General features: G+C 59.8%; 20 protein-coding genes. 11 read left to right on the top strand and 9 right to left on the bottom strand.

The genetic code is table 11. The annotated features are described in order from the left end of the window. Positions 1–98: 98 nt before the first annotated feature. The 3 genes from K3G63_RS02090 to K3G63_RS02080 all read left to right on the top strand — a co-directional run bounded on the left by K3G63_RS02090 (position 99) and on the right by K3G63_RS02080 (position 2,782). Positions 99–1,001, top strand: coding sequence for a PhzF family phenazine biosynthesis protein (locus K3G63_RS02090; protein ID WP_220612437.1), 903 nt, complete (start codon positions 99–101; stop codon positions 999–1,001). A gap of 146 nt (positions 1,002–1,147) precedes the next feature. Beyond that, positions 1,148–1,966: a DNA-formamidopyrimidine glycosylase gene (mutM, locus tag K3G63_RS02085; protein WP_220612436.1), complete on the top strand. Its 819-nt coding sequence runs from the start codon at positions 1,148–1,150 to the stop codon at positions 1,964–1,966. Positions 1,967–2,281: 315 nt separating this feature from the next. After that, a complete protein-coding gene (locus K3G63_RS02080) occupies positions 2,282–2,782 on the top strand; it encodes a DUF5004 domain-containing protein (RefSeq protein WP_220612435.1) in 501 nt (166 codons plus the stop codon). A gap of 294 nt (positions 2,783–3,076) precedes the next feature. Here K3G63_RS02080 and K3G63_RS02075 read toward each other — a convergent pair whose 3' ends face one another. From K3G63_RS02075 to K3G63_RS02060, 4 genes are all read right to left on the bottom strand, one after another. Then, a complete protein-coding gene (locus tag K3G63_RS02075) occupies positions 3,077–3,358 on the bottom strand; it encodes a hypothetical protein (RefSeq protein WP_220612434.1) in 282 nt (93 codons plus the stop codon). A 9-nt stretch (positions 3,359–3,367) separates the two neighbouring features. Then, positions 3,368–4,768, bottom strand: a complete 1,401-nt coding sequence (locus K3G63_RS02070; RefSeq protein ID WP_220612433.1) for a radical SAM protein — start codon at positions 4,766–4,768, stop codon at positions 3,368–3,370. A gap of 641 nt (positions 4,769–5,409) precedes the next feature. Continuing rightward, entirely contained in the window at positions 5,410–6,171 is a 762-nt protein-coding gene (locus K3G63_RS02065; protein WP_220612432.1) for a prolipoprotein diacylglyceryl transferase, read from the bottom strand. Positions 6,172–6,514: 343 nt separating this feature from the next. Then, positions 6,515–7,537 (bottom strand): SDR family oxidoreductase, encoded by a 1,023-nt coding sequence (locus K3G63_RS02060; RefSeq protein WP_220612431.1) that lies wholly within the window; start codon positions 7,535–7,537, stop codon positions 6,515–6,517. 234 nt (positions 7,538–7,771) lie between these two features. Here K3G63_RS02060 and K3G63_RS02055 point away from each other — a divergent pair, with 234 nt between their 5' ends. Beyond that, on the top strand, positions 7,772–8,236 hold the full coding sequence (locus tag K3G63_RS02055) for a hypothetical protein (protein ID WP_220612430.1): 465 nt from the start codon (positions 7,772–7,774) through the stop codon (positions 8,234–8,236). Between the two features lie 196 nt (positions 8,237–8,432). On the opposite strand, the gene K3G63_RS02050 is transcribed toward K3G63_RS02055, so the two are convergent. Then, entirely contained in the window at positions 8,433–9,215 is a 783-nt protein-coding gene (locus K3G63_RS02050; RefSeq protein ID WP_220612429.1) for a TSUP family transporter, read from the bottom strand. A 169-nt stretch (positions 9,216–9,384) separates the two neighbouring features. On the opposite strand from K3G63_RS02050, the gene K3G63_RS02045 reads away from it, so the two are divergent. From K3G63_RS02045 to K3G63_RS02020, 6 genes are all read left to right on the top strand, one after another. After that, positions 9,385–10,026: a CatB-related O-acetyltransferase gene (locus K3G63_RS02045; protein ID WP_220612428.1), complete on the top strand. Its 642-nt coding sequence runs from the start codon at positions 9,385–9,387 to the stop codon at positions 10,024–10,026. A gap of 67 nt (positions 10,027–10,093) precedes the next feature. Then, entirely contained in the window at positions 10,094–11,146 is a 1,053-nt protein-coding gene (locus K3G63_RS02040; protein WP_220612427.1) for an LLM class flavin-dependent oxidoreductase, read from the top strand. A 230-nt stretch (positions 11,147–11,376) separates the two neighbouring features. Next, positions 11,377–13,941, top strand: coding sequence for a TonB-dependent receptor (locus K3G63_RS02035; protein WP_220612426.1), 2,565 nt, complete (start codon positions 11,377–11,379; stop codon positions 13,939–13,941). Positions 13,942–14,080: 139 nt separating this feature from the next. Continuing rightward, the gene (locus tag K3G63_RS02030) at positions 14,081–15,436 is read left to right on the top strand and encodes a PepSY domain-containing protein (RefSeq protein WP_220612425.1); all 1,356 of its coding nucleotides are present in this window, start codon (positions 14,081–14,083) and stop codon (positions 15,434–15,436) included. A 71-nt stretch (positions 15,437–15,507) separates the two neighbouring features. Then, complete coding sequence (locus K3G63_RS02025; RefSeq protein WP_220612424.1) at positions 15,508–15,813, top strand: DUF3861 domain-containing protein; 306 nt, start codon at positions 15,508–15,510, stop codon at positions 15,811–15,813. A 77-nt stretch (positions 15,814–15,890) separates the two neighbouring features. Then, entirely contained in the window at positions 15,891–16,940 is a 1,050-nt protein-coding gene (locus K3G63_RS02020; RefSeq protein ID WP_220612423.1) for a bile acid:sodium symporter family protein, read from the top strand. 107 nt (positions 16,941–17,047) lie between these two features. Here the strand turns inward: K3G63_RS02020 and K3G63_RS02015 are convergent, their stop codons facing one another. Both K3G63_RS02015 and K3G63_RS02010 read right to left on the bottom strand, forming a co-directional pair. After that, entirely contained in the window at positions 17,048–18,193 is a 1,146-nt protein-coding gene (locus K3G63_RS02015; RefSeq protein ID WP_220612422.1) for a PepSY domain-containing protein, read from the bottom strand. Positions 18,194–18,211: 18 nt separating this feature from the next. Next, the gene (locus K3G63_RS02010) at positions 18,212–20,674 is read right to left on the bottom strand and encodes a TonB-dependent receptor (protein ID WP_220612421.1); all 2,463 of its coding nucleotides are present in this window, start codon (positions 20,672–20,674) and stop codon (positions 18,212–18,214) included. A 290-nt stretch (positions 20,675–20,964) separates the two neighbouring features. On the opposite strand from K3G63_RS02010, the gene K3G63_RS02005 reads away from it, so the two are divergent. Then, complete coding sequence (locus tag K3G63_RS02005) at positions 20,965–21,417, top strand: ankyrin repeat domain-containing protein (RefSeq protein ID WP_220612420.1); 453 nt, start codon at positions 20,965–20,967, stop codon at positions 21,415–21,417. 135 nt (positions 21,418–21,552) lie between these two features. Here K3G63_RS02005 and K3G63_RS02000 read toward each other — a convergent pair whose 3' ends face one another. Further along, positions 21,553–22,257, bottom strand: coding sequence for a dienelactone hydrolase family protein (locus tag K3G63_RS02000; protein WP_220612419.1), 705 nt, complete (start codon positions 22,255–22,257; stop codon positions 21,553–21,555). Between the two features lie 135 nt (positions 22,258–22,392). Beyond that, the gene (locus K3G63_RS01995) at positions 22,393–25,017 is read right to left on the bottom strand and encodes an MGH1-like glycoside hydrolase domain-containing protein (RefSeq protein WP_220612418.1); all 2,625 of its coding nucleotides are present in this window, start codon (positions 25,015–25,017) and stop codon (positions 22,393–22,395) included. Positions 25,018–25,066: the final 49 nt, after the last annotated feature.

Genomic DNA, 25,066 nt, shown 5'->3' with positions numbered 1-25,066 from the left:
GGCCAGACCAGACGGCTGGAGGGGATAACGCCTCCCCGCCGCGCCCGGCCTGGTTAATCAGCCCTACCTTTAGGCCCTCACTCCTGTTTTGCCCCGCTATGCCTACTTACCCCTTTCTACTGGTAGACGCCTTTACCGAAACTGCCCTGGGCGGCAACCCTTGCGCCGTGGTGCTCGACGCCGACGACCTCACCGACGAGGCCATGCAGCGCCTGGCGCGGGAGTTCAACCAATCGGAAACGGCTTTTGTGCGGCGTTCCGCGGTGGCCGAGTTCGGGGTGCGCTATTTTACTCCCAGCGAAGAGATTCCGCTGGCGGGCCATCCTACCATTGCGACCATCACGGCCCTGCTGCACACCGGGCGCCTGGCCCGCCCCACCACCGAAACAACCCGCCTGCACCTGGAATTGCTGCACGGCCCCCTCCTGATTGAGGTAGAGCCATCTACTACCCCCACGGCGCCGGCGCAAGTGCGGATGACCCAGCGCCGCCCCGTATTTGGGCAGATACACGAGGCCGAGACTGTGCTGCCTTTATTCGGTCTTTCGCCCGCCGATATAGTAGAAGGCTCAGTGATTCAGACGGTAAGTACGGGCACGCCCCAGCTGATGGTGCTGCTGCGTGATGCTGCTACCCTACGCCGGGCCTACCTACCCGACCCTGCCGCCTTGGAGGCCTACCGCCGCCGCACCAATTTTTTCAGTTCCCACCTGTTTTGCCTGGAAGGCGCTACCCCAGCCGGCACCACCTTTGCCCGCCACCTCTGCACCCCGCCCGACGTGCTGGAAGACCCTGTAACTGGCTCGGCCACCGGAGGCATGGCGGCCTACCTATGGCACTATGGCTACCTGCCTAGCCCACAGTTTATAGCGGAGCAGGGCCACTGGTTGGGCCGCCCGGGCACAGTAGCCGTGCAGGTATACGGCCCACGGGAAGCCATTGAGGCCGTGCAGATTAGCGGCACGGGCGTGGTAGTAGTGGAAGGACAGCTGCACTTCTAGCTCGGCAACCGCCGGGCACTGCCTACTAAGCGGCTGCGGTCTAGAAGCAGAAGGCAGACCAGGAACGGAGGATAGTGTCGCGCTTGTTAGGGGTAGTAGCTGCTGCCGGAGCGCAGTAAGCTCTTTCCACCTTTTATAGCAGACTCATGCCCGAACTACCGGAAGTTGAAACCTACCGCCGCTTTCTAAACGAAGTGCTTCTTGACCAAACCATTACGGCCCTGGAAGTACAGGATGCCCACGTACTGGCCGTGGAGGAGGATGTGCTGCGCCAGGCTCTGGTGGGACGCACCATCACAGGTACTAGCCGGCTGGGCAAGAACTGCTTTCTGCAGTTAGACAGTGGGCAGGTACTGGTGTGGCACTTCGGCATGACCGGCGACGTGGGTGCTTACCGCGACGGGCCGGATGCGCCGCGCTTCACCCGCGTGGCGCTCCATCTCTCATCCGGGCTGCGGGTGGCCTTCGTTGATCCGCGCAAGTTTGGCCGCATCCGGTTAGCAGAGAGTGTGGAGCAGTACCGGCAAGCCAAGAAGCTAGGCCCTGATGCTCTGGACATTACCGCCGAACAACTGCAGCACAAGCTCAGCAAGCGTAAAACTATCCTAAAACCTTTGCTGCTTGACCAAAGCATCACGGCGGGGCTAGGCAATTGGATTGTGGACGAAGTGCTTTTTCAGGCCCGGATTCATCCCGAGCGGGTAGCGCAAACTCTCTCAACTAGAGAATTTGAAGATTTGCACACCGCTATTCAGCTGGTGTTGCACACCGCAATCGGGCATGAGGCTACGTATCGGGATTTTCCGGCCAGTTTTCTGATCCATGCCCGGGAATGGGACGATTCCGCGACACCCGGCACCGACCAGCATCGGTTCTGCCCACGCCATTCCGATACAGAAATTGCAAAATCGTATGTTGGTGGCCGAGCTACCTACACGTGCCCGCACTGCCAAGCAGCTGACTAGTATCTAGAATAATCCTATTTTTTATCACAAACAGCCGATTGAATTATAGTCGGCTGTTTTTATTTTTCCCAGATATTAACGTCAAATTAATAAGAAAATGCACACAATATTGCATCATAAGGCCACTATGTAGCACGAAATGACTAAATTCACCAAGTGCCTGAACCATCATTAGTTATAATTACCTAGCTTTGTAGCAACGGCAGCCAACAGGGAGTCATGCCGTTGAGAAGTTGGACGTAAAAAGTGAGGCATATGCCGCAAATCTACTACGCCTCGAAGCGTGTTGTTGCACAATCACCAAAACCCGTTTTCATGAAGAAACTGCCCGTATTCCTGAGCCTGCTGGCTAGCACCCTCGTGTTTGCCTCTTGTGAGAAAGAGATTGAGGAGATTAAGGATCCCGCCCAGGAAGTGGCAGCTGCCGCTACAACTGTTCAATCGAAACCGGCGTTGTTAGCTGCAGGCCCTTGGCATTTAACCAGCCTAACGCTGGCCACCGCTACGTCCGGTACCGATGCAACTCCTGCCGTGGACTTGTTCCCGCGGATGAAAGCCGCCCAGCGCGACAATCTGCACCTTTTCCAAACTGGTGGTGCTTATACGCTCGATGAAGCTGCTGTAAAAGCCTACCCCGAAGCGCCGCAGCAACTTTCCGGCACCTGGACGCTGGCCGGCGACTCACTAACGGTAACTCAATCAGAAGTAACCCGCCACTATGCTGTTCAGGAGCTAACCAGCACCACCCTGCGCATAAAGCTAACTCAGGCCAGCGACCAAGGTACTAGCACTTACACTTCGGTATTTTCGCGCTAAGCCAGTTCCCCGCTTCCAGCATTCAAACACAAAGCGCCCTACCTGTCCAGTAGGGCGCTTTGCTTTTCTATGGAAACTGACAGCGGAACACCTCAACCCCCTGCGTTCCAGCCTTGTAGGCGAGGCTTGTCATCTGGCTGCGGCTTATGCTCCAATCTGTTTTCTGCATTCCAGCAACTACCCCATCAACTCCTCTCGGCGACAGTGAGTAAAGGTAGTAACAGCCACTATTTAGTATACGCCACGGCAGGGAAAGTTGGCGTTGATTTGGGCGGGACTCCTCAAGCGCAGGGCTTAATGATTGACACGCAAATTACTGAGGATGAGGGCACAGGTGCCCAGCCCCAGCAGACCCACTACCAGCCCCGATAGTAGTATTACTTTGCCCAACTTGCGGTGCGCGGTGAACAGGAGCGCTACCCCGATTACCAGGTTTAGCACCGGCAGGGCCAGCATTCCGATAAAGCCGCCAAGCCCGCCCAGGACCAGCAGCGCGGCAAAATTTGCTACTACTACCTGGGCCAACAGGTCACTGGTGGATTTTTCGGGTGGTTTCGGTGATTCGGGCGTTTCCATCAGCAGGGGTTAGAGAACCGGAATATCGCGCAGCTGCTGCAGGCGGGCCAGTTTTTCTTCGTCGCGGTACAGCAGGTTCATGGTTTCGAAAGGAATAATCTTCAAATCCTTGCTCACGATATGCACGCAGGACTTCTTGATGGCGCGCACATCAAAGTTCCAGGCATCCATAAACTGCAGGATGATGACTCGGAACAGGTTTTCGTAGCGGAGGTTGGGGGCTTGGATGGAGGGTAGGCAACATAGGAGCTGGTTGAGCTCGGGCGTGATGGTATCCACAGTGTTGGCCGTGCTGAACAGGCGCAGCAGGTGCTGGCGTAGGCGTGGGTCGTGCTCGTACACAATGGTGTTGCCGCTGCTCTGGAGCAGCTCGGCGGGCTGCACGTAGCGCGTGAGCGGAAACACTTCGCCGCCCAGCTTCAGGGCGTAGCCCATCACCAGCGCGTCGGGGTTGCAGGGCACGGGCAGTAGATCTTCGGCGGTAAAGACGGGGCTTTGCTCGATGATGCGCTGGCGGGTTTCGGTGAGGGTGAGGCGGTCGGTGGCGGGGTCGAAGTTCTGGAGGCGGCCGGCTGCCTGGGTAGGCTGGAACGTGACGCCGCGCACGCAGCGCTGCTGCAAGGCGTAGTCGATGATCTGGCCCATTTCGTCGTCGTTGAGTCCTTTTTGCAGGGTCACGACCAGGGTGGTGCTGAGGTTGTATTTGTTGAGGTGGTCTAGGGCTTGGCGGCGCACCTCGCGCAGGTCGCGCCCGCGCAGACTTTCCAGGGCTTCCTTCTTGAAGGAATCAAACTGCAGGTACACCTCAAACGCGCCTTCGTAGGTAGCCAGCCGGGCCACGAAGGCCTCGTCCTTGGCCAGGCGCACGCCGTTGGTGTTCACCATCAGGTGCTTGATGGGCTTGCGCTTGCACATGTCCAGAATCTCCCAGAACTGCGGGTGCAGGGTGGGCTCCCCACCGGAAATTTGCACCACGTCGGGCTCGCCTTCGTTTTCCACCAGCACGTCCACCATGGCTTCTACCTCGTCCAGGGTGCGGTGCCGGCCGTGCAGGGGGCTGCTTTCGGCGTAGCAGGTAGGGCAGGTCAGGTTGCAGCGGTCGGTTATTTCGATGACGGTGAGGCAGCTGTGCTGCTCGTGGTCGGCACACAAGCCGCAGTCGTAGGGGCAGCCGTAGTGGGTAGCAGTGTTGAAGCGGCGCGGCGTTTCGCTGGGCTTCACGTAGTTGCGGATGCTTTTGTAGTACTCAATGTCGGTAGCAATGAGCACCTTCTGGCGGCCGTGGCTGGGGCAGCGCTTGAGCATGTACACACCGCCATCTTCAAAGACAATTTTGGCTTCTACCCGCCGCAGGCAGTGCGGACACAGACTCAGGGTGAAATCGTAGTAGGTATAGGGCCGTTCGGGCATGAGTGATATTAATGAGAAGCAATCAGAAACTATTTATTAATTAGTCTTTCAACTACTTTGAGGATAGCGCTACGGTTTTTAGCCACTTTTATAAAGGTGGGTAAACGCTCTACCATCGTTGTGTACCTTGTTGTTTGCCGCTCTCTTAGTTTCGATTCAACATACTCCTTAATATCTTGAAGGTGTCGCCTATTGTACGCCCATAGCAGGTTTCCTTTTACCTCTGTCTGTAGCCATAAGGGTAAACTAAAAATAGGGTCATTTACTTTACTAGTGCTTTTGTATTGAATTTGATACTGCTCATTGCGAGGTTGTAATTCCTGCAAGGCGCTGCAAGCAGGACACTTAATATTAATTTTATTTATCCTCTCTTTTAACTCAGGAGCAGTATAATCAATTGTTGATCCACAGTTATTACAGTACTTCTTAATTAGAACTCGGTATCGAATTAAGGATTCAGCATGCTCCACATGCGAGCAATTAGCACAGGCTAATTTTCCGTTGCAATAAGAATAAGGATTGTCACAGGTCACAAACGCTGCAGACCGACACTTCGGGCACTCGACAATAAACTCTGTCATGTAAGACCTACGCACAGTAGCTAAGCCGCTGTATCTCAAATGGCTGTTGTGTTCCATAAATTAAGATTCAATTAACTGCTTTTGGGCACTTCCTCGCCCAAACAACCACCCATAGTACCCCAGCCCCGCCACGCAGGCCCATTGAATAGCGGTGAGGCCCCAGCCGGCCGGGGCGGCCGTGGGCTTTAGGAACTCCACCAGCAGCCGGAACAGCAGGTAGCCCGCCAGGAAAAACCGGAAGCGCCAACCGTTCGGGAGTGGCCCGCGTTGCTCGGCCAGCCATAAGCCGGCCGCCGTGAGCAGCAGCCAGCCAATTTCATAGAGGTTGGTGGGGTGGCGCGCTACCCCGTCGCCGAAGTTGAAGCCCCAGGGCAAGGTAGTGGCCGTGCCGTAGGTGCCGTCTTCGAGGCCCGAGAGGTGGCAGCCCAGCCGGCCGATGCACAGGGCCAGCAGGATGGGGTACACCATCAGGTCGCCGCTGGAGGTTGTCACGCCGAGGCGCTTTTTGGTCAGCTCTACCCCTACCAGGCCACCCAGCAGGCCCCCAACGATGGTTTTGTTGGTGAAGTAGTACAGCCAGCCGCCAGGCGGGTGCCGCAGCAGTTCCGGGTGCTCCAACAGGCCCAACATGCGGGAGCCGAGCAGGGCTCCGGCCGCGCAGCCCATGAAAATCCAGAGGCGGTTTTCGTCGGAAATCGGGTCGGGGAAGCGGGTCCGGAGGTGCTGGTAGAAGCGGTAGCCCACGGAATACGCCAGCACCTCCAGCAGCAGATGGATAGGTAGCGTGAGCGGCCCTAACGTGAGGTGAACGGGGTAGGACAAAGGAGTTGCAGGTTACCAGTTGCTGGTGGCAATGATACGCAAAACGCCCTGTTACCCATACTAGGCCAGCCTGAGCTTGGACACAGGACCTCTACACCTGGTTGGCTAATCGAGCAATGGTACCGTAGAGACTGTCTATGATTCCTAGCAAATAAGGAACGTCATTCCGAGCGCCGCCGAGGAATCTTGCGTGCTGACGTTGCAGTGCTACTTCAACACGATTCAAGGGAGATTCCTCGGCGGCGCTTGGCATGACGTTCCAGTCATTTTCCAGACGACTTTTTCCGTAGCGGTCCTGCGGCTCGGGATGACCCGTCGGCTCAGCACCAGCAAGCAATGGCCTTTACCGCTCGTTGTTCTGCCGCTCGGCTTTGCGGGTTAGGGCCGTGAGCCAGGAGCGGCTAACTTCCGATTCGCTTTCGTAGCCCCGGCGCCGCTCGTCGCCGAGGGGGCCGCCGGGGCCGGGCAGGGTGCGGTTCACCCAGCTCAGCACATTGGCGGTAGTGCCGGGAAACAGGCCGTGCAGAGTGGAAAGCACTTTGGCCGGCACGCTCAGAATCACTTCGGCGTCGCCGCGGCGGCAGGCGTTCCAGATTTCGCGGCCGGCGCGGTCGGCATCCATGGAAAGCATGGGTAGGGAGTCGGCAATGATGAAGGCGGCGTATTCCTTTTTGTGCTGGCCTTTGACGATGGCGTGCCGGGCGCTGCCGGTGCGCAGCAGGCCGGGGCAAACGGTGGTTACCTGAATACCATACTGCAACAGCTCGGCGCGGTAGCTTTCTGAGAGGCCCACTAGGGCAAACTTGCTGGCGCAGTACGGGGCCAGGTGGGGCACGGGCACCTTGCCTCCTACCGAGGCAATATTCACGATGCGGCCTTCTCCCCGGCGGCGCATGCTGGGCAGCACAGCCCGCATGGCGTGAAGCGGGGCCCAGAAGTGCGTATCCATCGATTCCTGATAGTCGCGCAGCTCAATATTATCCAGGGGGCCGGCCGTAATGATGCCGGCGTTGTTCACCAGCACGTCGATGGCCCCTAGTTGGTGCTGCACCTCCGCCACCAGAGTTTCCACTTCCTCAGCATTGGTCAGGTTGCGGACCAGAGCCAGCACCTCGGCCCCGCTCTGAGTTAATTCTTGGCGGGCGCGCTCCAGCTCATCGGCGTCGCGGGCGCAGATAGCGACCCTGGCGCCCTCCGCCACAGCTTGGCGGGCCAGGATAAGTCCCAGGCCGCGGGAGCCGCCCGTTATGAGTATTACCCGGCCCGCCAACTCGTAGCTACCGCGGCGGTTAGAGTAAAGCGTAGCGGCCAGCAGGCCAAGGGTGCCGGCCGCAGCCAGCCAGGTAGTTCGGGTTTGTGGTTTCATAGGAGTATCTACAGTAGCACGAGGGCGCCAAATGCGGCCGGATAGATGGTGTATGCAAATGCCCCGGAAAGGTTGCGTGCCGCTCCGGGCAGATTTTCTTAGGGTGGGGGAATACTCCGGCTCGTTTCTGCGTTACCGGTGGCAGATTGCACTTCTGGCATCATCTTTACAGCTAGAAAGCCGCGGATGCTCGAATCCACTTCCTCTACCGCCGCTTTTGGCTTTTTCTTTCGCATGAAAACTACCCTGCTCCTCACGCTGCTGCTGAGCGCCCCTGCCTCCCTGCTGGCCCAGACGGCCGCCAAGCCCAAACCCAAGCCCGCGGCTACGGCCGCTACCCCGGTCCGGGCCGCTGCCCCGAACCCAGCTCAGGTGGAGGCCCGCGCCAATGCTCTCACCGACAACATGCAGAAGGCCCTGGCCCTGACCCCGCAGCAAGTGGAGAAAGTCCGCCAGATTAACCTCGTGAGCGTGCGGGGGGTAGAAACCGCCCGCCAAACTTACCGCCAGGATATGCGCAAAATGGCCGCCGTAGTCGACGATATCGGGCAGTCGCGCCTGGCTATGCTTAAGGAAACCCTCACACCCCAGCAGTTCGATAAGTATCAGCGCAAGCGGGAGGAGAAAATGGGCGTGCCCAGTGGCCAGGGAGCCCAAGGCAACGCCGCCCCGGGCCTGCCCAGCCGCTACCAGGAGTAACGGCAAGCTTGTGAGTTGATTGGCCGGCGGCCTACATCAACTTCGCTTCGTAAAGCCCTGCTCTATAGACTAAGCCCGTATTTCCAGCGTGGAGTACGGGCTTGTTGGCGTTTGCGGGGCAGAGCTTCTGGGAAGGCACCCCTACTTGAGCACCTTACTGAGCGAGCTAGTTTATGCGCTTCACAGCTTCACAGGTTCAAAACCTGACCTCAAACACCTGCAAGCTTAGCTTGATGATGAATGCGCCGACCACTACCAGAAACAGGGTGCGCACAAAGCCGGTGCCGTGGCGCAGGGCCAGGTGGGCCCCAAGGGTGGAGCCAAGGATGTTGCTAACGGCCATGGGCAGGGCCACGCCCCACAAAATCTGACCGGTGTAGGCGAAGTAGGCCAGAGCGGCCAGGTTAGTAGCCACGTTGACGAGCTTAGCCGAAGCCGAGGCCGTAATGAAGTCGTAGCCGAACAGGCCCACGAAGGCAAACAGCAGAAACGAGCCCGTGCCTGGCCCGAAAAAGCCGTCGTAAAACCCGATAACTAAGCCAACCAGCGCCCCATACAAGGCCTCGCGGCTTTTGGGCAGGCGCGGGGCGTGGATGGAACCGAAATCCTTGCGCCAGAAGGTATAGATGGCAATAACCACCAGCAGCCCCAGCACCAGGGGCGGCAGTAGTTCCTGCGGCAGCAGGCTCACCACCCGCGCCCCCAGAAACGAAAACAAGCCCGCCACGGCCGCCGCCGTGCCCACAGCCCGCCACCGAATAGGTACCTGCCCCGCGTAGCGCCGCAAGGCGGCGGCCGTGCCCATCAGCGACGATACTTTGCCGGTCCCCAGGATGGTAGGAACCGGCGTGCCAGCGTCTTTGAGCAGCACCAGCATGGCGGGTAGCTGAATCAGGCCGCCCCCGCCCACAATGGCATCAATCAGGCCGGCCAGAAAGGCGAATACACACAGCAGGGCGAGCGTAAGCGTTGGTATCATGTGGGCGCGAAGGTAGCGCACTAATTTTTGCGGACTTCTACCGGTTACTTGGATCTTGCAAACGACTTGGTGAAGGCCCTAGGAGGTCCCACGGAGAAGCGGGTCGACTCCTGCCGCTGCGCGCACCGCTAACGCACCTACCTTTGAGTCCGCTTTTCGTTTCCTACCCATGCACGGCCCCGACCCCACCACCCGCTACCCCCTGCCCCACCACCGCAAGCTGGTGTTCCTGAAAAATAGCATTACCCGGCCCAACATTATCGTTGGCGACTACACCTACTATGACGACCTGGACGACGCGGCCAACTTTGAGCGGAATGTACTCTACCATTTCGACTTCATTGGCGACCGACTGATTATCGGGAAATTCTGCGCGCTGGCGTCGGGCGTGAAGTTTATTATGAACGGCGGCAACCACGAAACAGCCCCCCTTTCCACGTTTCCCTTCGCCATTTTTGGGGGCGGCTGGGAGCAGCTGATGGCGGGCCTCGACATCCGGGACAAGTACCCGTCGAAGGGGGATACCGTGGTGGGCCATGATGTATGGATCGGGCACGAGGCCACCATACTGCCCGGCGTGCGTATCGGGAATGGGGCAGTGGTAGCCACCAAGGCCGTGGTAACCCGCGACGTACCCGATTACGCTGTTGTAGCCGGCAACCCCGCCCAACTGATCCGCTACCGCTTCGACGAAGACACCATTGCCCGCCTGAACCGCCTGGCGTGGTGGGACTGGCCGGTCGAGAAAATTACCCGCCACCTAGCCCTGCTTAACGCCTCCGACGTGGCGGCCCTGGAACGCGCGGAGTAGCCGGTGCGCCTTTGCAGCCCAAACCAACCAAGGGCCGGGCGGTTATAGAGGCTGTTACTCTTCTGCCATGGAAACTCCTTTGAATATTCGCCTCAGCGTGCTGGACCAGTCGCCGGTGCCCGTAGGGCGCACCCCGCGGGAGGCACTGCAACATACCCTGGAACTGGCCCGCCTCGCCGACCGGCGGGGCTTCACCCGGTTCTGGGTGTCGGAACACCACAATACCAATACGCTGGCCGGCTCGGCACCGGAAGTGCTGCTGGCCCGACTCGGGGCTGAAACCTCGCGCATCCGGCTGGGCTCGGGTGGGGTGATGCTACCCCACTACTCGGCCCTGAAGGTGGCCGAGAACTTCCGTTTGCTCGAAACCCTTTACCCCGGCCGCATCGACCTGGGTATTGGCCGTGCCCCGGGCTCCGACCGCATTACAGCCCACGCCCTTAACCCCCACAACACCTTCAGCGACGAGGATTTTGCCGAGCAGCTCATGGACCTACGGGCCTACCTGCGCGACGAGGTAGTGGAGGACACCATTCATGCTACCGTAAAAGCCTCGCCCTTCGCCGACACCCGGCCGGAGCTGTGGCTGCTTAGCTCGAGTGGCCAAAGTGGGCTGTTTGCTGCCGAAGCCGGCGCGGCCTTCTCGTTTGCCCACTTTATTAACCCCAACAGCGGGCCGAAACTGATGAAGCTCTACCGGGACCGGTTCAAGCCTTCCGCGGAGCTGACGGCCCCGCAGGCCAACGTGGCCATCTTCGTGGTGTGTGCCGATACGGCCGGCCACGCCCAGGCCCTGGCCGACAACCTGGCCCTGCAAATGCTCAAGCTCGAAACCGGCCAGTACTCCCCTATTGATGCGGTGGAGAAAGTAAACGTGGCGAGCTTATCGCCCGATTTGCTGCATCGCCTGGCCTATCATCACCAGCGCATTATCAGTGGCACCCCCGATAAGGTGAAGGCCGAACTCACGGCTTTGGCCGCCGAGTATCAGGTAGAGGAAGTGGTAGCCGTTACCATCACCCATGACTTCGACGACCGGCTTCGCTCCTACGAGCTGCTGGCCGATGCCTTTGCTTTGCCTACCCCTGCAACGGCTTCGGTAGCAGCGGTTAGCGCCTGAAGGTAGAGGTATATCTGTTTTTGTTTCTGTTCAGAAGCCCGGCCCCTAGCCGGGCTTTTTGAGTTTTGCAACACCCAGAAACGCCAGCTACTATAAGCTAAGGCACTCTTATACAAGCCAGTTACTGCATGAGTAGAATTTTTCTAAAGAACTGTTTTGAATCTATCTAAATAGAGCAGAGCTTTGCATTGTTTTAAATCAATCTAAACAAGCTCTCCTCGCTCTTCCTTATGTCCCGACCCCTACCCCTGCTTCTGCTCCTTACCCTTCCCCTCACTGCTGTTGCCACTCCCACGGCAACCGGTGGAGCTACCGCTTCGCTAAAGCACGGAGAAGACGACAACGCGCAGCGGGGCCGCCTGGCCGGGGTAGTGAAGGATGAAAAAGGACAGCCCGTTGAGGGGGTAACTGTGGCCCTGAAAGGCACGTCTTTCGGCACCACCACGGGTCCCGACGGCAGCTTCCGCCTCTCGGCTCCGGCTGGCTCTTACCAGCTGGTAGTCAGCAGCCTGGGTTATACTTCCCAGGAGCAGATGGTAACCGTGACGGGCGGCGAAACCACTACCCTGCAGGCTTTTGCCCTAGTGCAGAACAACCAGCAGCTGAATGAGGTAACTGTAACGGGTAACCGCAGCCTCAACGAACGTCCTACCAGCGTCAGCAAGCTGCCGGTAGCCTCCCTGGATTTGCCGCAAAGCGCCGTGACGGTGGAGCGCCAGGTGCTGGAGCAGCAGCAGGTGCTGCGCCTCTCCGACGCGCTGGTGAACGTGAGTGGCCTGTACGTAACCAGCACCACCGGCGGCACGCAGGAAGAGCTGGGCAGTCGGGGTTTTGCCTACGGTAGCAACAATACTTTTAAGAATGGGGTGCGCTTCAACAACGGCGTAATGCCCGAAGCCAGCTCCCTGGAGCGCATGGAAGTGCTGAAAGGCAGCGCCGCCATCCTGTACGGCAACGTGGCCGCGGGGGGCGTGCTGAACCTGGTAACCAAGAAGCCACAGTTTGAGCGCGGGGGCTCCGTTGGCCTGCGCGTGGGCAGCTTTGGCTTCTGGAAGCCCATGGTAGACGTGTACGGGGCCGTGGGCAAAAGCGAAAGCGTGGCCTTCCGCCTGAACGGCACCTACGAGCAGGGCAACAGCTTCCGCGACGAGGTGAAGTCGGACCGGGTGTACGTGAACCCCTCGCTGCTGTTTACCCTTACCCCTAAAACTACCCTCGTAGTGGAAGGCGACTACCTGCGCGACAACCGCACGCCCGACTACGGCATTGGCAGCATCAACTACCAGATTCCGGAGTCGCGGAGCCGCTTCCTGAACGTGCCCGGCGCCAATAATGCCACCCAGCAAACCAGCACTACCGCTACCCTCACCAGCCGCCTGAACGATACCTGGCAGATCCGGGGGGTAGTCGGCTACCAGCGCTACAACAACGAGCTACGCAGCGCCAGCCGCCCGGTAGCCAGCGGCGCCGCCGCCACTTACGGCGACCTGACCCGCAGCCTGCAGCGCACTGACACGAACGAGAATTACTTTCTGGCGCAGCTGGACCTGACGGGCAAGTTCCGCACCGGCGCGCTGGAGCACACTGTGCTGGTAGGCGCCGATGCGGATCAGTACCTGACCAACACGCTGGCGTACTCGGGCCCGACTTCGCCCACCAACTCCCGAACCAATATCACGGCCTACGACGCCATCAACATTCTGGACCGCAGCAAAGTAGTGGCCCAGCCCAAGGAGCGTATTGGGGGCTTCAATGATCTGGTACGCAACCTTTCTACCCAGAGCAACACGCGCCGCGCCGGCTTCTACGCCCAGGATCTGCTCAGCCTCTCGGAGAAAGTAAAGGTGCTGGCCGGCATCCGCTGGAGCTACCAGGAAACCCCCAGCGACCAGTACTACTACAACACGGCCGCCAACCGCTCGGGCACCAACAAAAACGGCACCCTGGCCGGTCAGCTGGTAAACAACCGGCGCTACGATGATGCCTTCTCGCCCCGCCTGGGGGTCGTGTACCAGCCCATCAAGACAACGGCCCTGTTCGCCTCGTACTCCAACTCCTTTACCCCCCAGAGCAACACCGCCGTCGACCTCAACGGCCAGCCCCTGCCGCCTTCCATCATTGACCAGTACGAGGTAGGCATCAAGAACGATTTATTCAAAGGGGCGCTGTCGGCCAACGTAACGGCCTACCGCATCGTCAACAGCAACCAGATCCAGAGCATACTGCCCAACGACCCGCGCTTTACTACCCAGTATAGCACCAGCCCCCAGGAGCTGGCCGGCGAGGTAACGAGCAAGGGCGTGGAGGTAGACATTCAGAGCAAGCCGATGTTCGGGCTGTCGTTTATTGCCGGCTACAGCTACAACCATACCGCCTACACCAACAGCAACATCTACGAAAACGGCAGCCGCCTGCGCTACAACCCCGCCCATACGGCCAACCTTAGCCTGTTCTATAACTTCGGCAGCACGTTCGGCGACAACGGATTCCTGCGCGGCCTGACGGCTGGCGTAACTACTTACTACGTAGGCGATAAGCTGGCCGGCCGTAACCCGCGCCTGGTTAACCCCGCCGACGGCAAGCCCTGGGCCACCGGCGCCGATGCCAACCAGTTCATCACCATCCCGAACTACGTGCAGCTGGATGCCTCGCTGGGCTACACCTACGACCGGTTCTCGGTGCGCGTGAAGCTGGCTAACCTGCTCAACGAGCTGAGCTACAACATGCACGACGACAACAGCGTGAACCCCATTGCTCCGCGCAACTTCGCGGCTACGCTCGGCTACCGCCTCTAAGAGCGTCCTTGCCAGGAAGTTAAGGAAACCTCTTTCCTGTCCGAAGAACTAGTGAGTGAAGAGAAAACCCGAAAGGTGCTGGCTGCAACTAGCCACCTTTCGGGTTTTCGCCCGACGTTCCGCCTTGTATTTTAGCCCCATGAAAATCTTCTTCCGCAACATTCACCTCTACCTCAGCCTGGTTTCGGGGCTGGTTATTGCCGTGGTCTGCCTCACGGGCGGCGTGCTGGTCTTCGAAAAAGAACTGGAGCAGGCCTGGCACCCCGAGCGGTACTTCGTGACGCCCGCTGCTACCCCGACCCTACCCCTGGAACGCCTCACGGCGGCCGTAAAAGCCTATAAGGCCGACGCGAAGATTACGGGCATGAAAGTGTACGCCGACCCTACCCGCACCGTAGAGTTCAACTTGGCTGGCGCGCCGGGCGGTGAGCAGAAGGGCGAAGGCAAAGGCCGGGGTGAAGGCGGTCAGCGTGGGGGCGAGAGCCGCTCGGAAGCCGGCAAAGGCCCGCAGGCGGCAGGACAACACGCCGAGGGTGGCCGCGCTGAGCGGGGCGGCAAAGGCGGACCCGAGGGCAAGGGCGGCAAAGGTGGCGGAGGCGAAGGCGGCCGGGGCCCGGTGGTGTTCGTGAACCCTTACACCGCTGCTGTAACCGGCGAGCTGAACTACCGCGAAACCTTCTTCTTCACCATGATGGCCCTGCACCGCGGCATGGTGGGTGGCCCCATCGGCAAGCTGATTGTGGGCGTGTGCACCGTTATGTTCCTGTTCATCATCATCACCGGCATTGTGCTGTGGTGGCCCGCCACGCGCAAGGCCTTGCAACAGCGCCTGCAGGTGAAGTGGAGCGGGGGATGGAAGCGCCTCAACCACGATTTGCACATTGTGCTGGGCTTTTACTCGGCCCTGTTTCTGTTCGTGTTTGCGTTTACAGGTCTGGCCTGGTCATTTGAGTGGTTTAACAAGGGCATCTACGCCGTGACCAACTCGCCCATGCAGCGTCCCGAGCCGCCGGTTTCGGTGGTGCCGGGAGCCGCGGCTGCTACCCCCACTACTACTCCCGAAGCAAGTGCGACGCCTACCGCTTCGGCTACCCCTGGGCTTACGCCCGACGCGGCCCTGGCCCGCGCCCGCGAGCTGGCCCCTGCGTCGGTTTCTTACAGCCTGCAACTACCCAAAGACCCCACAGGCAGCATCCGGGTAGCGACGCTGCGCCCCGATGCCAGCTACGAAAACGCTACCGACGAAACCTACCTCGACCAGTACTCCGGCCAGGTGCTAAGCCAGCAAACCTACGAGCAGCGTAGCCTGGGCCAGCGCGTACGCGGCATGTTTAAGCCGGTGCACACGGGTTCCATCTGGGGTTGGCCATCTAAAGTCATTAGCCTGATTGTGTGCGTGCTGGGCTTTACTTTCCCCATCACCGGCACCATCCTGTGGCTGAACCGCCTGCGCAAAGCCAACAAAAAGCAGCGCAAGCTGGCCACGGCCGTCTAATCTGCCTCCGGCAGCATCAGGCACGCTTCAGCCCGGCTCTTTTCCTATCTTCCCTCTCCTTTGCTTCCGCTATGAGTAAAAAGCAGCATCAGTACCGGCTCACCCTGGAACACCAGCAGGCCAGCCAGCCTGATCAGCCACTCCACGAGCCGCTAACTCTGGCCTTCGCCAACCACGACGATGTGTTTGCCATTATCGAGCGCATACAGCAGGCCGATGTTCTGCCGGCCGAGGAAGCGGCTACCCTGGCCGTGGGCTTAAAGCTGCTGGGCAACGTGCTGCTGGCCCACCGCGGCGAGCCGCTGTTTGCCGAGTTCGGGCCAGCCTACGGGGAGTTTCTGAAAAAGCTCAAGGGCCAAACCAAGCCCCAGGAGTAAAAACCTCCGCTGATTACGCCCGTAGAAATCAAGAAGCGTCAGACTGCTGTGGTCTGACGCTTTTATTTTGCCGTTCCATGAGCCAGCCTCCCGTTTCTGCCGTCCCGCCCCGTCCCGCCGAAAACCGTGTAGTTGCCCTGCTCCGCCGGGCAGGCCTGCTCGACTGGTTTCTGCTCGGCCTGATTGGAGCAGTGGCACTGGCCTACCTCATTCCAGGCGTGGGTAGCAAGGCCAGCCCGATTCCGTGGAAAGCCGTTACTACTGCGGGCGTGGCGCTTATCTTTTTCTTCTACGGCCTGCGCCTGAGCCTCGATAAGCTGAAGGCGGGCCTGCGCAACTGGCGCCTGCACGTAGTGGTGCAGTTGATTACGTTTGTGGCATTTCCGCTGCTGGCGCTAGTGGCGCGGCCCTTGTTTGCGGGGCTCAAGGGGGAACAGCTTTGGCAGAGCATTTTCTTTCTGTGTACGCTGCCCAGCACGGTTTCTACCTCCGTCGTGATGGTGAGCATTGCGCGGGGCAACCTGCCGGCCGCCATCTTCAACGCCAGCATTAGCAGCCTGCTCGGCATCTTCCTCACCCCACTCTGGACCAGCCTGTTCCTGCACACTTCCGCCGACGGCGGCCACCTGTGGGGCCTGGCCGTGAGCCTGACCTGGCAGGTAATTTTGCCGGTGGTGGCGGGCGTGCTGCTCAACCGCCGCTTTGGTGCTTTCGCCGAGCAGCACAAAGGCACTCTGCGCATCTCCGACCAGGTAGTGATTCTGCTGATTGTCTTCACGGCGTTCTGCGAGTCGTTTGCCGAGGGCATTTTCCGCAGCTACGCCGCCCAGGATATTGCTCTGCTGGCGCTGGGCATGGTAGGGCTGTACCTGGCCATTTTCGGACTGGTGTGGGGTCTGAGCCGGGTACTGGGCTTCTCGCGCGAAGACCGGATTACGGCCCTGTTCTGCGGCTCCAAGAAGTCGTTGGTGCACGGCAGCGTCATGGCCAGTCTGCTATTCCCGGCTACTGCCGCTACGGGCCTTATTTTGCTCCCCCTTATGCTCTACCACGCTCTGCAAATCATTCTGGCCAGCATGATGGCCCAGAGCATGGGTAGAGCAGCCACCGAGACTGTACCGGCTTAGGCAGGATGGCAGACGTTTTGGTTTTCACACCAAGCAAAAAGCCGGGCCCCTGGGCCCGGCTTTTTGCTTATTATCATTACGACGGCAGTTTGCTACCTCCGGCTTTCTTAGGCAACCTGCACCTGTAGCTTCTGGGGACGGGGCTTTTTGGTTTTGTTGCGCCGGCCCCACCAGATGATGGTGCCAGTTACGGGCAGGCTGGCTGAAATCAGGCTGGCCAGGAAGGCTACCAGCTTCCCCCCGAAACCCAGAATCTGGCCGGTATGGATGTCGTAGTTCATGTCGGTCAGCTTGGTGCCGGCGCTTTTCGTGTCGTGGAAGCTTGCCTGCAGTTCCTGGCCCGAAACCGGGTGGAAGGCGTAGTCGTCGCGGTAGTAGTAGTGCAGGGCCTTGCGGTAAGTCCAGCAGTAGGCGGGCGCTTTGCCGGTGCCAGTGGGCCCTAGCAGAATCATTTCAGCCTGAGGCGAGCGGCGGCGGGCGGTCTGGTAGATAACGTCGCGGACGGGCTGCGCGGCCGCGGCTACGGGCTGTAGCGTGTCTACTTTGGCCGTTATCAGGTCCTGGGGGTAGGTCTTGCCGCCGTTGGCCACGTACGCAATGGGGGTCAGCACCGAAGGAAAAATCATGAGCAGACCTGTCAGGGCCAGTATCAGCCCAATGCTGGCGGCGTAAAAGCCCAGCACGTTGTGCAAATCGTAGTTCACGCGCCGCCACCGGGCACCCCACTTAATGGTGAAGCGCTGCTTGCGCTCCTGCTTGCGCTTGGGCCACCACAGCACCACGCCGGTAATAAGCATCACCACGAAAATCATAACGGCCCCGCCCACTACCCATTTGGCTACCGGCTCGGGCAGCAGCAAGGTCATGTGGATTTCCTGCACAACCGCAAAGAAGTGGGTGCGCAGGTCGTGCTCGTGCAGCACCTCGGCGGTGTAGGGGTTCAGGTACACCTGCGTAGGCGCCCCGGCTTTGGTGGTGAAGAACACCGTAGCCGAGCGCTCGGGCCCGAAGTAGGTTACCCAGGTGTCCTTGCTGTCTATACTGGGGTGGGCGGCCAGGGCGGCGGCCTGCAGGCGCGAGGGCAGCACCGGTGCCGTGGCCTGGGCCTCCACCTTGCGCCAGGGCTCGGTCAGGTCCCGGATTTCATCCTGGAAGACAAAGATGGCCCCCGTGATGCTCACAATAAACACCACTAGCCCGGACGCGAGTCCGAGCCAGAGGTGTAGCTTGCCAACGAGCTGCTTAGCCGTCATAAGCGTGAAAGGGTTAGGTTAGAACTTGTACGCCACGCTACCAATAATGCTGCGCAGCTTCTGCGGGTTCATGGTGGTGTAGCCGGTCCAGTACTGCTGGTCGGTCAGGTTATCTACCTTGGCCGAAATGCGGTATTTGGGCTGGTCGTAGAAGATGCTGGCGTTAAAGATGGTATAGCTGGGCAGGGTAAACACGTTGGTGCTGGAGTTCTGCACGCGGTTTTCGCTGGCGTAGTTGCCGCCGATGCCCGCGCCCAGGCCGCGCAGCGCGCCCTCGGGCTGGCGGTAGCTCACCCAGGCGTTGGCCAGGTAGGGCGAGGAAGCGGTGTTGGGCCGGCGGCCGTTCACGTCTTCGGGCGAATCCTCAAACTTCGAATTGTTGTAGGAGAAGCCGCCGACCACGTTCAGGCCAGACACCGGGTTGGCAGTAAAATTAACTTCCACGCCTTTGCTACGCTGGGTGGCGTCCTGGGCGTTGATGGCTTCAAACGTGGTGGGCGCGTAGCCCAGCAGCCGCAGCCGGTCCTGCACCCGGATGTCGTAGTAGCTCACCGTGGCGCTGAGGCGGCCGCCGGCCGCGTCCAGTTTCACCCCACCTTCCCACTGGTTGGCACGCTCGGGCCGGGCCAGCGGACGGCTGCCGTCTTCGGCCAGGTAGAGGCCCAGGTTGTTAAAGCTGTTCTGGTAGTTGGCAAACACGCTTACCCGCTCCTTCACCGGCTGATACACCAGCCCGAACTTCGGCGAAAAAGTAGTCTGCTTGTAGGCCGCTACGGGCGAGTAGTAGAGCCCGCCTTTGTTGTCGACGTGGTCCACGCGCAGGGCAGCCAGCACGCTTAGCTGCTCGGTCAGGTTCAGCACATCCGACACGAAGGCGCTGTAGGTGTTCGATTTGGTGGTGACCAGGTAGCGCCCCCCGCCGCCGCTAGCGTACACGGCGTTCATATTAGTGCCGTTGAAGCGGTCCAGGATGGGTCGCGGCGAGGCCAGGGCCACCGTGTCGAAGTTGGCACCCACGAAGTTGACGTCCGAGTTGATGCGCAGGAAATCCAGGCCCAGCACCACGCGGTTGCGCATGTTACCCACCTGGAAGTCGCCGTTGAAGAGCTGCTGCACTTCCCACAGCTGGCGCTGGCTGTTGTCCGTCGATTGGTCGGCGCGCACCAGGTAGTTGTCGGCGGCCGGCAACTCGGGGTGGCGGCTGCGGAAATCCGGAGTAGACGGCGTCAGGTAGAAGTACGCCGAGTTGCCGTTCGAGTAGCTGTTGCTGCTGGTCAGGTAGGTGGTGGCCGTGAAGGCGGGCGAAATCTTGTACTGCACCTGCCCGAACAGGTTGGTGCTGCGCGAATCCTGAATCAGGCCCGGCCCCTGGTACGACTGGCGGTAATCAAACGGCGACTTATCGGCCCGGTCAAAGCCCAGTTGGGCCGGCGCGAAATACAGGAAAATGAACTGGTTGCCCGTGCCCCGGCCCTTGTAGATTTCCGCGTCCAGGTTCACCGTCAGCCGGTCCGAGGGGCGCCACTGCAGGCTGGGAGCCACGGCCAGGTTCTTGTTGAAGCCGGTGTAGCCCTTGTTCTGGAAGTTATCCTCGTAGGTGTAGGCCGTGTTCAGGCGGAAGCCCAGCGTTTTGGGCTGGTCGGCGGGCGTGTTCTGGTCCACCAGGTTCACGTCGGCACTCACGCGGTGGAAGCCGTAGCTACCGGCCGCCAGGTTTACCTCGCCGCCGAAGGTGTCGAGCGGCTTTTTCGTGACGCGGTTAATCAAGCCGCCATACGAGGTCAGGGCCGAGCCGAACAGGGTAGCCGAGGGGCCTTTAATGACTTCCAGCTTCTCCAGGTTCACCGCGTCGATGTTGCCGGTTACGTTGCCGGCCACGCCGTTGCGCAACTGGCTTTGCGTAACGAAGCCCCGCGCGGCGTAGAAGGCGCCGCCGTCGCCGCCGCGGCCGGTGGCGTCCCACATTTTCTGCAGGCCCGGGGCGTTGCGCGTCGCATCATCTACCGAAAAAACCAGTTGCTCGGTCAGCAGCTCCTTGCCCACGGTAGCATACACCTGCGGGTTTTCCAGGTTGTCTAGGGGCATCTTATTCACGTCCACCGACTGCTTGCGGGCGAAGCGGTTCACGCGGGCGCCGTTCACGACTACCTCTTTCAATTGCTCCGAGTTTTCAGCAAGGGCAAAGTCGAGGGTTACGCCCTGTCCGCCGCTTACCGTTACTACCCGCTCCTCCGACTTCAAGCCTACGGCCGTCACACTTACTGTGTACTGCCCGTCGCGTACCCGCTCAATTACATACTGCCCCAGGCTGTTGGTAATAGCCCCCTGGCTGCGCCCTTTCAACCCAACCGTAACCGATTCAGCTGGCCGACCATCGGAGGTGGTAATGGTGCCGCGAATCGAGGCGGCTTGCTGTGCGACAGCAGAAAGGGAACAGGCTGTTAAGGTGGAAACCAAACCCAGGCGTTGCAATGTGTTCATGCGAGCTACTTATTTAGAACGTTTCTAAAGCGCAGCAAAGTAAGGGCAGGAATTCCAGGAAACGAAATTTATTTAAAACGATTCTACATAACCCTGCTCTAATCCAAGGAATCTGCTGGGGTAAGGGGCTCAGCTTAAAGCTCCTGAATACCTCCTTTTTTTCTTCTTATCAACTGCCTTAAGCCCGGAGCACCCGGCCGGGTTGCCGGAGTACGCCCTGAGAAAGGGGGATTCCGGCCCGGTATCCCTATATTTGAGTTTGCTTTCTCTCCACCTTTGGATTTCTCGGCATGAAAAAACTTCTTCTCTTTTTTACACTATTTCTCGCCGCTACTACCCTTACGTACGCCCAAACCCCCACGCAAAAGGTGTACGCCGCCGTTATGAAGAATAAGGCTGCCGATGTTGATGCCTTGTTGGCTGCCGGGGCCGATGCCAATGCTGCGGTGGAAATGATGCCCGGCTTCCCGACTACTTTCCTGGTTATTTCGGCCGGCAATGGCCATCTGGACGTGGTAAAGGCCCTGGTGAAAAATAAGGCCCAGGTTGACAAGCCGGATTCGTTTAACACTACGCCGCTGATGGCCGCCGCCGCCGGTGGGCACCTGCCGGTAGTGGAGTTTCTGCTGGCCAGCGGAGCAAACCCCAAGGCCAAGGACAAAGATGGAAAAGACGTGCTAACCAGCGCCAAGGAAGGTGGCAATGCCGAGGTACTGAAGCTTATTCAGGCCAAGACCAAATAGAGTTTATGCCGCTATGCGGCGCAACGCCCGAAGCTCAAAAAATGAGCTTCGGGCGTTTTTCTTTTCGGTCCAGCTTGGTTTTGCTACCCCACCAGCCTACAGTACACCCTGAACTACCGACCCAGACGCCAGAGCTTAACGCAGCTTTTCCTGGAAGAAAGCCAGCGTAAGAGCCCAGGCTTCGGCCGCTGCCTGCGGGTGGTAGCTGGGCCGCTCGTCGCAGTGGAAACCGTGGTCGGCGTAGGAAATTACGGTGTTGATGTAGGGCTTACCGGCCGCATCTACCGCCTCTACTACCTCCGCAATCTTGTCTTTACTGATGTGCTGATCCAGACCGCCCCAGAAGAACAGGTGCGGCGCGTGCAGGTCAGGGGCGCGGTCCTTTAGCAGGTGAGTGCCCCCGCCGTAGTAGGATACGCCGGCCGCCAGGGGTAACACGGCATTGGCCAAAAACGACAGCCGCCCACCTAAGCAGAAGCCTATGCTGCCAACTTTCTCCGTGACATTGTCCTGGGTCTGAAGCCAGTCGTAGCAGGCTTGCACGTCGGCGGTTACACCCTCCGGGGTAATGGCGTTGTAGTGGGGTGCGGCGCTGGCAAAGTCGGAATACGGAATTTCCAGGCCGGGCGCGGCCGTGCGGTGAAACACTTCGGGCGCAATTACTACGTAGCCGGCCTGCGCCAGGCGGTCGGCCACATTGCGGATGTGGCCGTTCACGCCGAAGGCCTCCTGGAGCAGAATAATACCGGCGTGTGGCCCCTCAGAAGTCGGAAACGCGGTATAGGCATTGAACTGGGTGGCGTCGGAAGCAGTCAGCGAAACGGCGTTGGGGTAGCTCATGTACTGGAACGGATGGTTAGAAAACACTGACTTGCTAAAGCAGCCATCCAGGCGTTTTGTTTACACCAGCCTGCCCCTACCCTTGTAGCCTAAGTCAGGCTTGGCAAAAGGGCAAGGCACAGGCTGGCTTATCGACTACCCCGGCATCTGCAGCAAGCGCACGATAAGGCCAGTCCAGCCGGTTTGGTGGTTGGCCCCGAGGCCCTGGCCAGTATCGCCGTGGAAGTACTCGTGGAACAGCAGGTAGTCGCGGAAGTGCGGGTCGGTTTGCAGCAGCTCGTTGTCGCCGAAGGCGGGGCGGCGGCCGTTTTCGTCTTTCAGCAGCAGTTTTGCCAAGCGCCCAGCCAGGGCTTCGGCCACTTGTTTCAGGTTGAGCATGGTTCCCGAGCCGGTGGGGTATTCAATCTGAAACTTCTCATCATAATAGAAGTGGAAACGCTGCAACGACTCGATGATGAGGTAGTTGATGGGAAACCAGATGGGGCCGCGCCAGTTGCTGTTGCCGCCGAACATGCTGCTTTCCGCCTCGCCGGGCACGTAGTGTACCTCAAAGTTCTCCTCCTCGGTGCTGAACACATACGGGTGCGCCAGGTGGTAGCGCGACATGGCCCGGATGCCGTAGTCAGAGAGGAACTCCGTCTCATCGAGCATGCGGGTGAGCAGCTTTTTCAGGCGCGAGCGGCGCAGCAGGCCCAGCAGGTGGCGGGCGCCCTTGCCGGGGTCTTCCCAGCGGGCCACCAGCTTCGCCAGGTGGGGGCGGCTTTCCAGCAGCCACCGGGCGCGCTTGGTAAACTCAGGCATGGCGTCGAGCAGTTGCTGGTCCACGATTTCCACGGCAAACAGCGGAATCAGGCCCACAATGGAGCGCACTTTCAGCTTGATGCGCTCCTCGTCGGGGGTGTGCAGCACATCGTAGTAAAAGCCGTCTTCCTCATCCCAGAGGTTGAACAGGCCGTCGCCGCCGCGGGTCATGGCATCGGCAATGTGCAGAAAGTGCTCGAAGAATTTGCTGGCCATTTCCTGGTAGACGGGGTTGGTGCGGGCCAGCTCCAGGGCCATGCGCATCAAATTCAAGGCAAACATGGCCATCCAGCTCGTCCCGTCCGACTGCTCAATGAAGCCCCCCGTAGGGAGCGGGGCCGAGCGGTCGAATACCCCAATGTTATCCAGCCCCAGAAAGCCGCCCTCGAAGATGTTTCGCTCACTTTTATCCTTGCGGTTAACCCACCAGGTAAAGTTGAGGACCAGCTTGTGAAACACTGCTTCCAGGAAGGGCGTGTCGCCCTGGTCGCCGCGCAGCTTCTTGTCCATCTTGTACACGCGCCAGGTGGCCCAGGCGTGCACGGGCGGGTTCACGTCGGAGAAGTTCCACTCGTAGGCCGGCAACTGCCCGTTGGGGTGCATGTACCAGTCTTTGGTCAGCAGGCGCAGCTGCTGCTTGGCAAACTCGGCATCGACCATCGCCAGCGGAATGCAGTGGAAAGCCAGGTCCCAGGCCGCATACCAGGGGTATTCCCACTTGTCGGGCATGGAAATGATGTCCTGGTTTTGCAGGTGGCCCCAGTGCCGGTTGCGGCCCTTGCGGCGCTCAGGCGGCGGGTTGAGCACGGCCGGGTCGCCGTTGAGCCACTGGGTAACATCGTAGTAGTAAAACTGCTTGCTCCAGAGCATGCCGGCAAAGGCCTGGCGCTGCACGTTGCGGGCATCGGGGCTGGGCGGCAGGTTTTCCTGGAGGCAGTCGTAGAACTCGTCGGCGTCGCGCTTGCGGGCCGCGAAAATGTGGTCGAAATCCAGAAAGGGCTCCGGGCACGCGGGCTGGCGCAGGCGCAGGCGCACACTCTGCGACTGGCCGGGTTGCAGCGTGAGGTAGTACTGGGCGGCCATTTTGGTGCCCTGCTGCTCGGTATTAATAGCCGCCAGGTCGCCCTCCACGATGTAATCGTTGATACCGTCTTTGAAGTGCAGCCCATCGGCGGGCAGGTTGTAGAGGCGGGCGCCGTTGGTGTCGTTTTCGCAGAACAGCAGCTGGGGGGCTTGGTCGCAGTACAGGTGGTAGGGACCCAGCGCGGGATGCTCCGCGAGGGCCGTGCCGGGCTCCAGCTCGCGGATTACGGGCCGGGCGCTGTTGTAGCCCCAGCTCCAGGTGTTGCGGAACCACAGCTGGGGTAGCACCTGCAGGGAAGCGCGCTTGGGGCCGCGGTTGTGCACCGTTATCTGAATCAGAAGGTCATCGGGGCCGGCCTTGGCATAGTCGATGAACACATCGAAGTAGCGGCCTTTATCGAAGATGCCGGTATCGAGCAGCTCGTATTCGGGCTCCTGGCGGGTGCGGCGGGCATTTTCCCGCACCAACTTGCGGTACGGAAAGGCCCGCTGCGGATACTTATAGAGCATCCGCATGTAGGAATGGGTAGGCGTGCTGTCGAGGTAGTAGTACAGCTCCTTTACGTCTTCGCCGTGGTTGCCCTGCCCGTTGGTGAGGCCAAACAGGCGCTCCTTGAGAATCTCATCTTTGCCGTTCCACAGGGCCACGGCAAAGCACAGCAGCTGTTGGTCATCGGAGATACCACCCAGGCCTTCCTCGCCCCAGCGGTAGGCCTTGCTACGAGCCATGTCGTGGGTGATATAGTCCCAGGCGTTGCCTTCGGGGCTATAGTCTTCGCGCACGGTGCCCCACTGGCGCTCAGTGAGGTAGGGGCCAAATTTCTTCCAGGGTGTATGTGTGTTGGTTTCTGCGAGGCGTAGTTGTTCCTGCGTCATACTAAATAGTGTGGCCCGTGAATATACACGCAGCAGCTGCACGAACTGC

It is taken from the genome of Hymenobacter sp. HSC-4F20, from assembly GCF_019599275.1.
GTDB lineage: Bacteria > Bacteroidota > Bacteroidia > Cytophagales > Hymenobacteraceae > Hymenobacter.
This window is presented reverse-complemented; position numbering and strand designations above follow the sequence as displayed.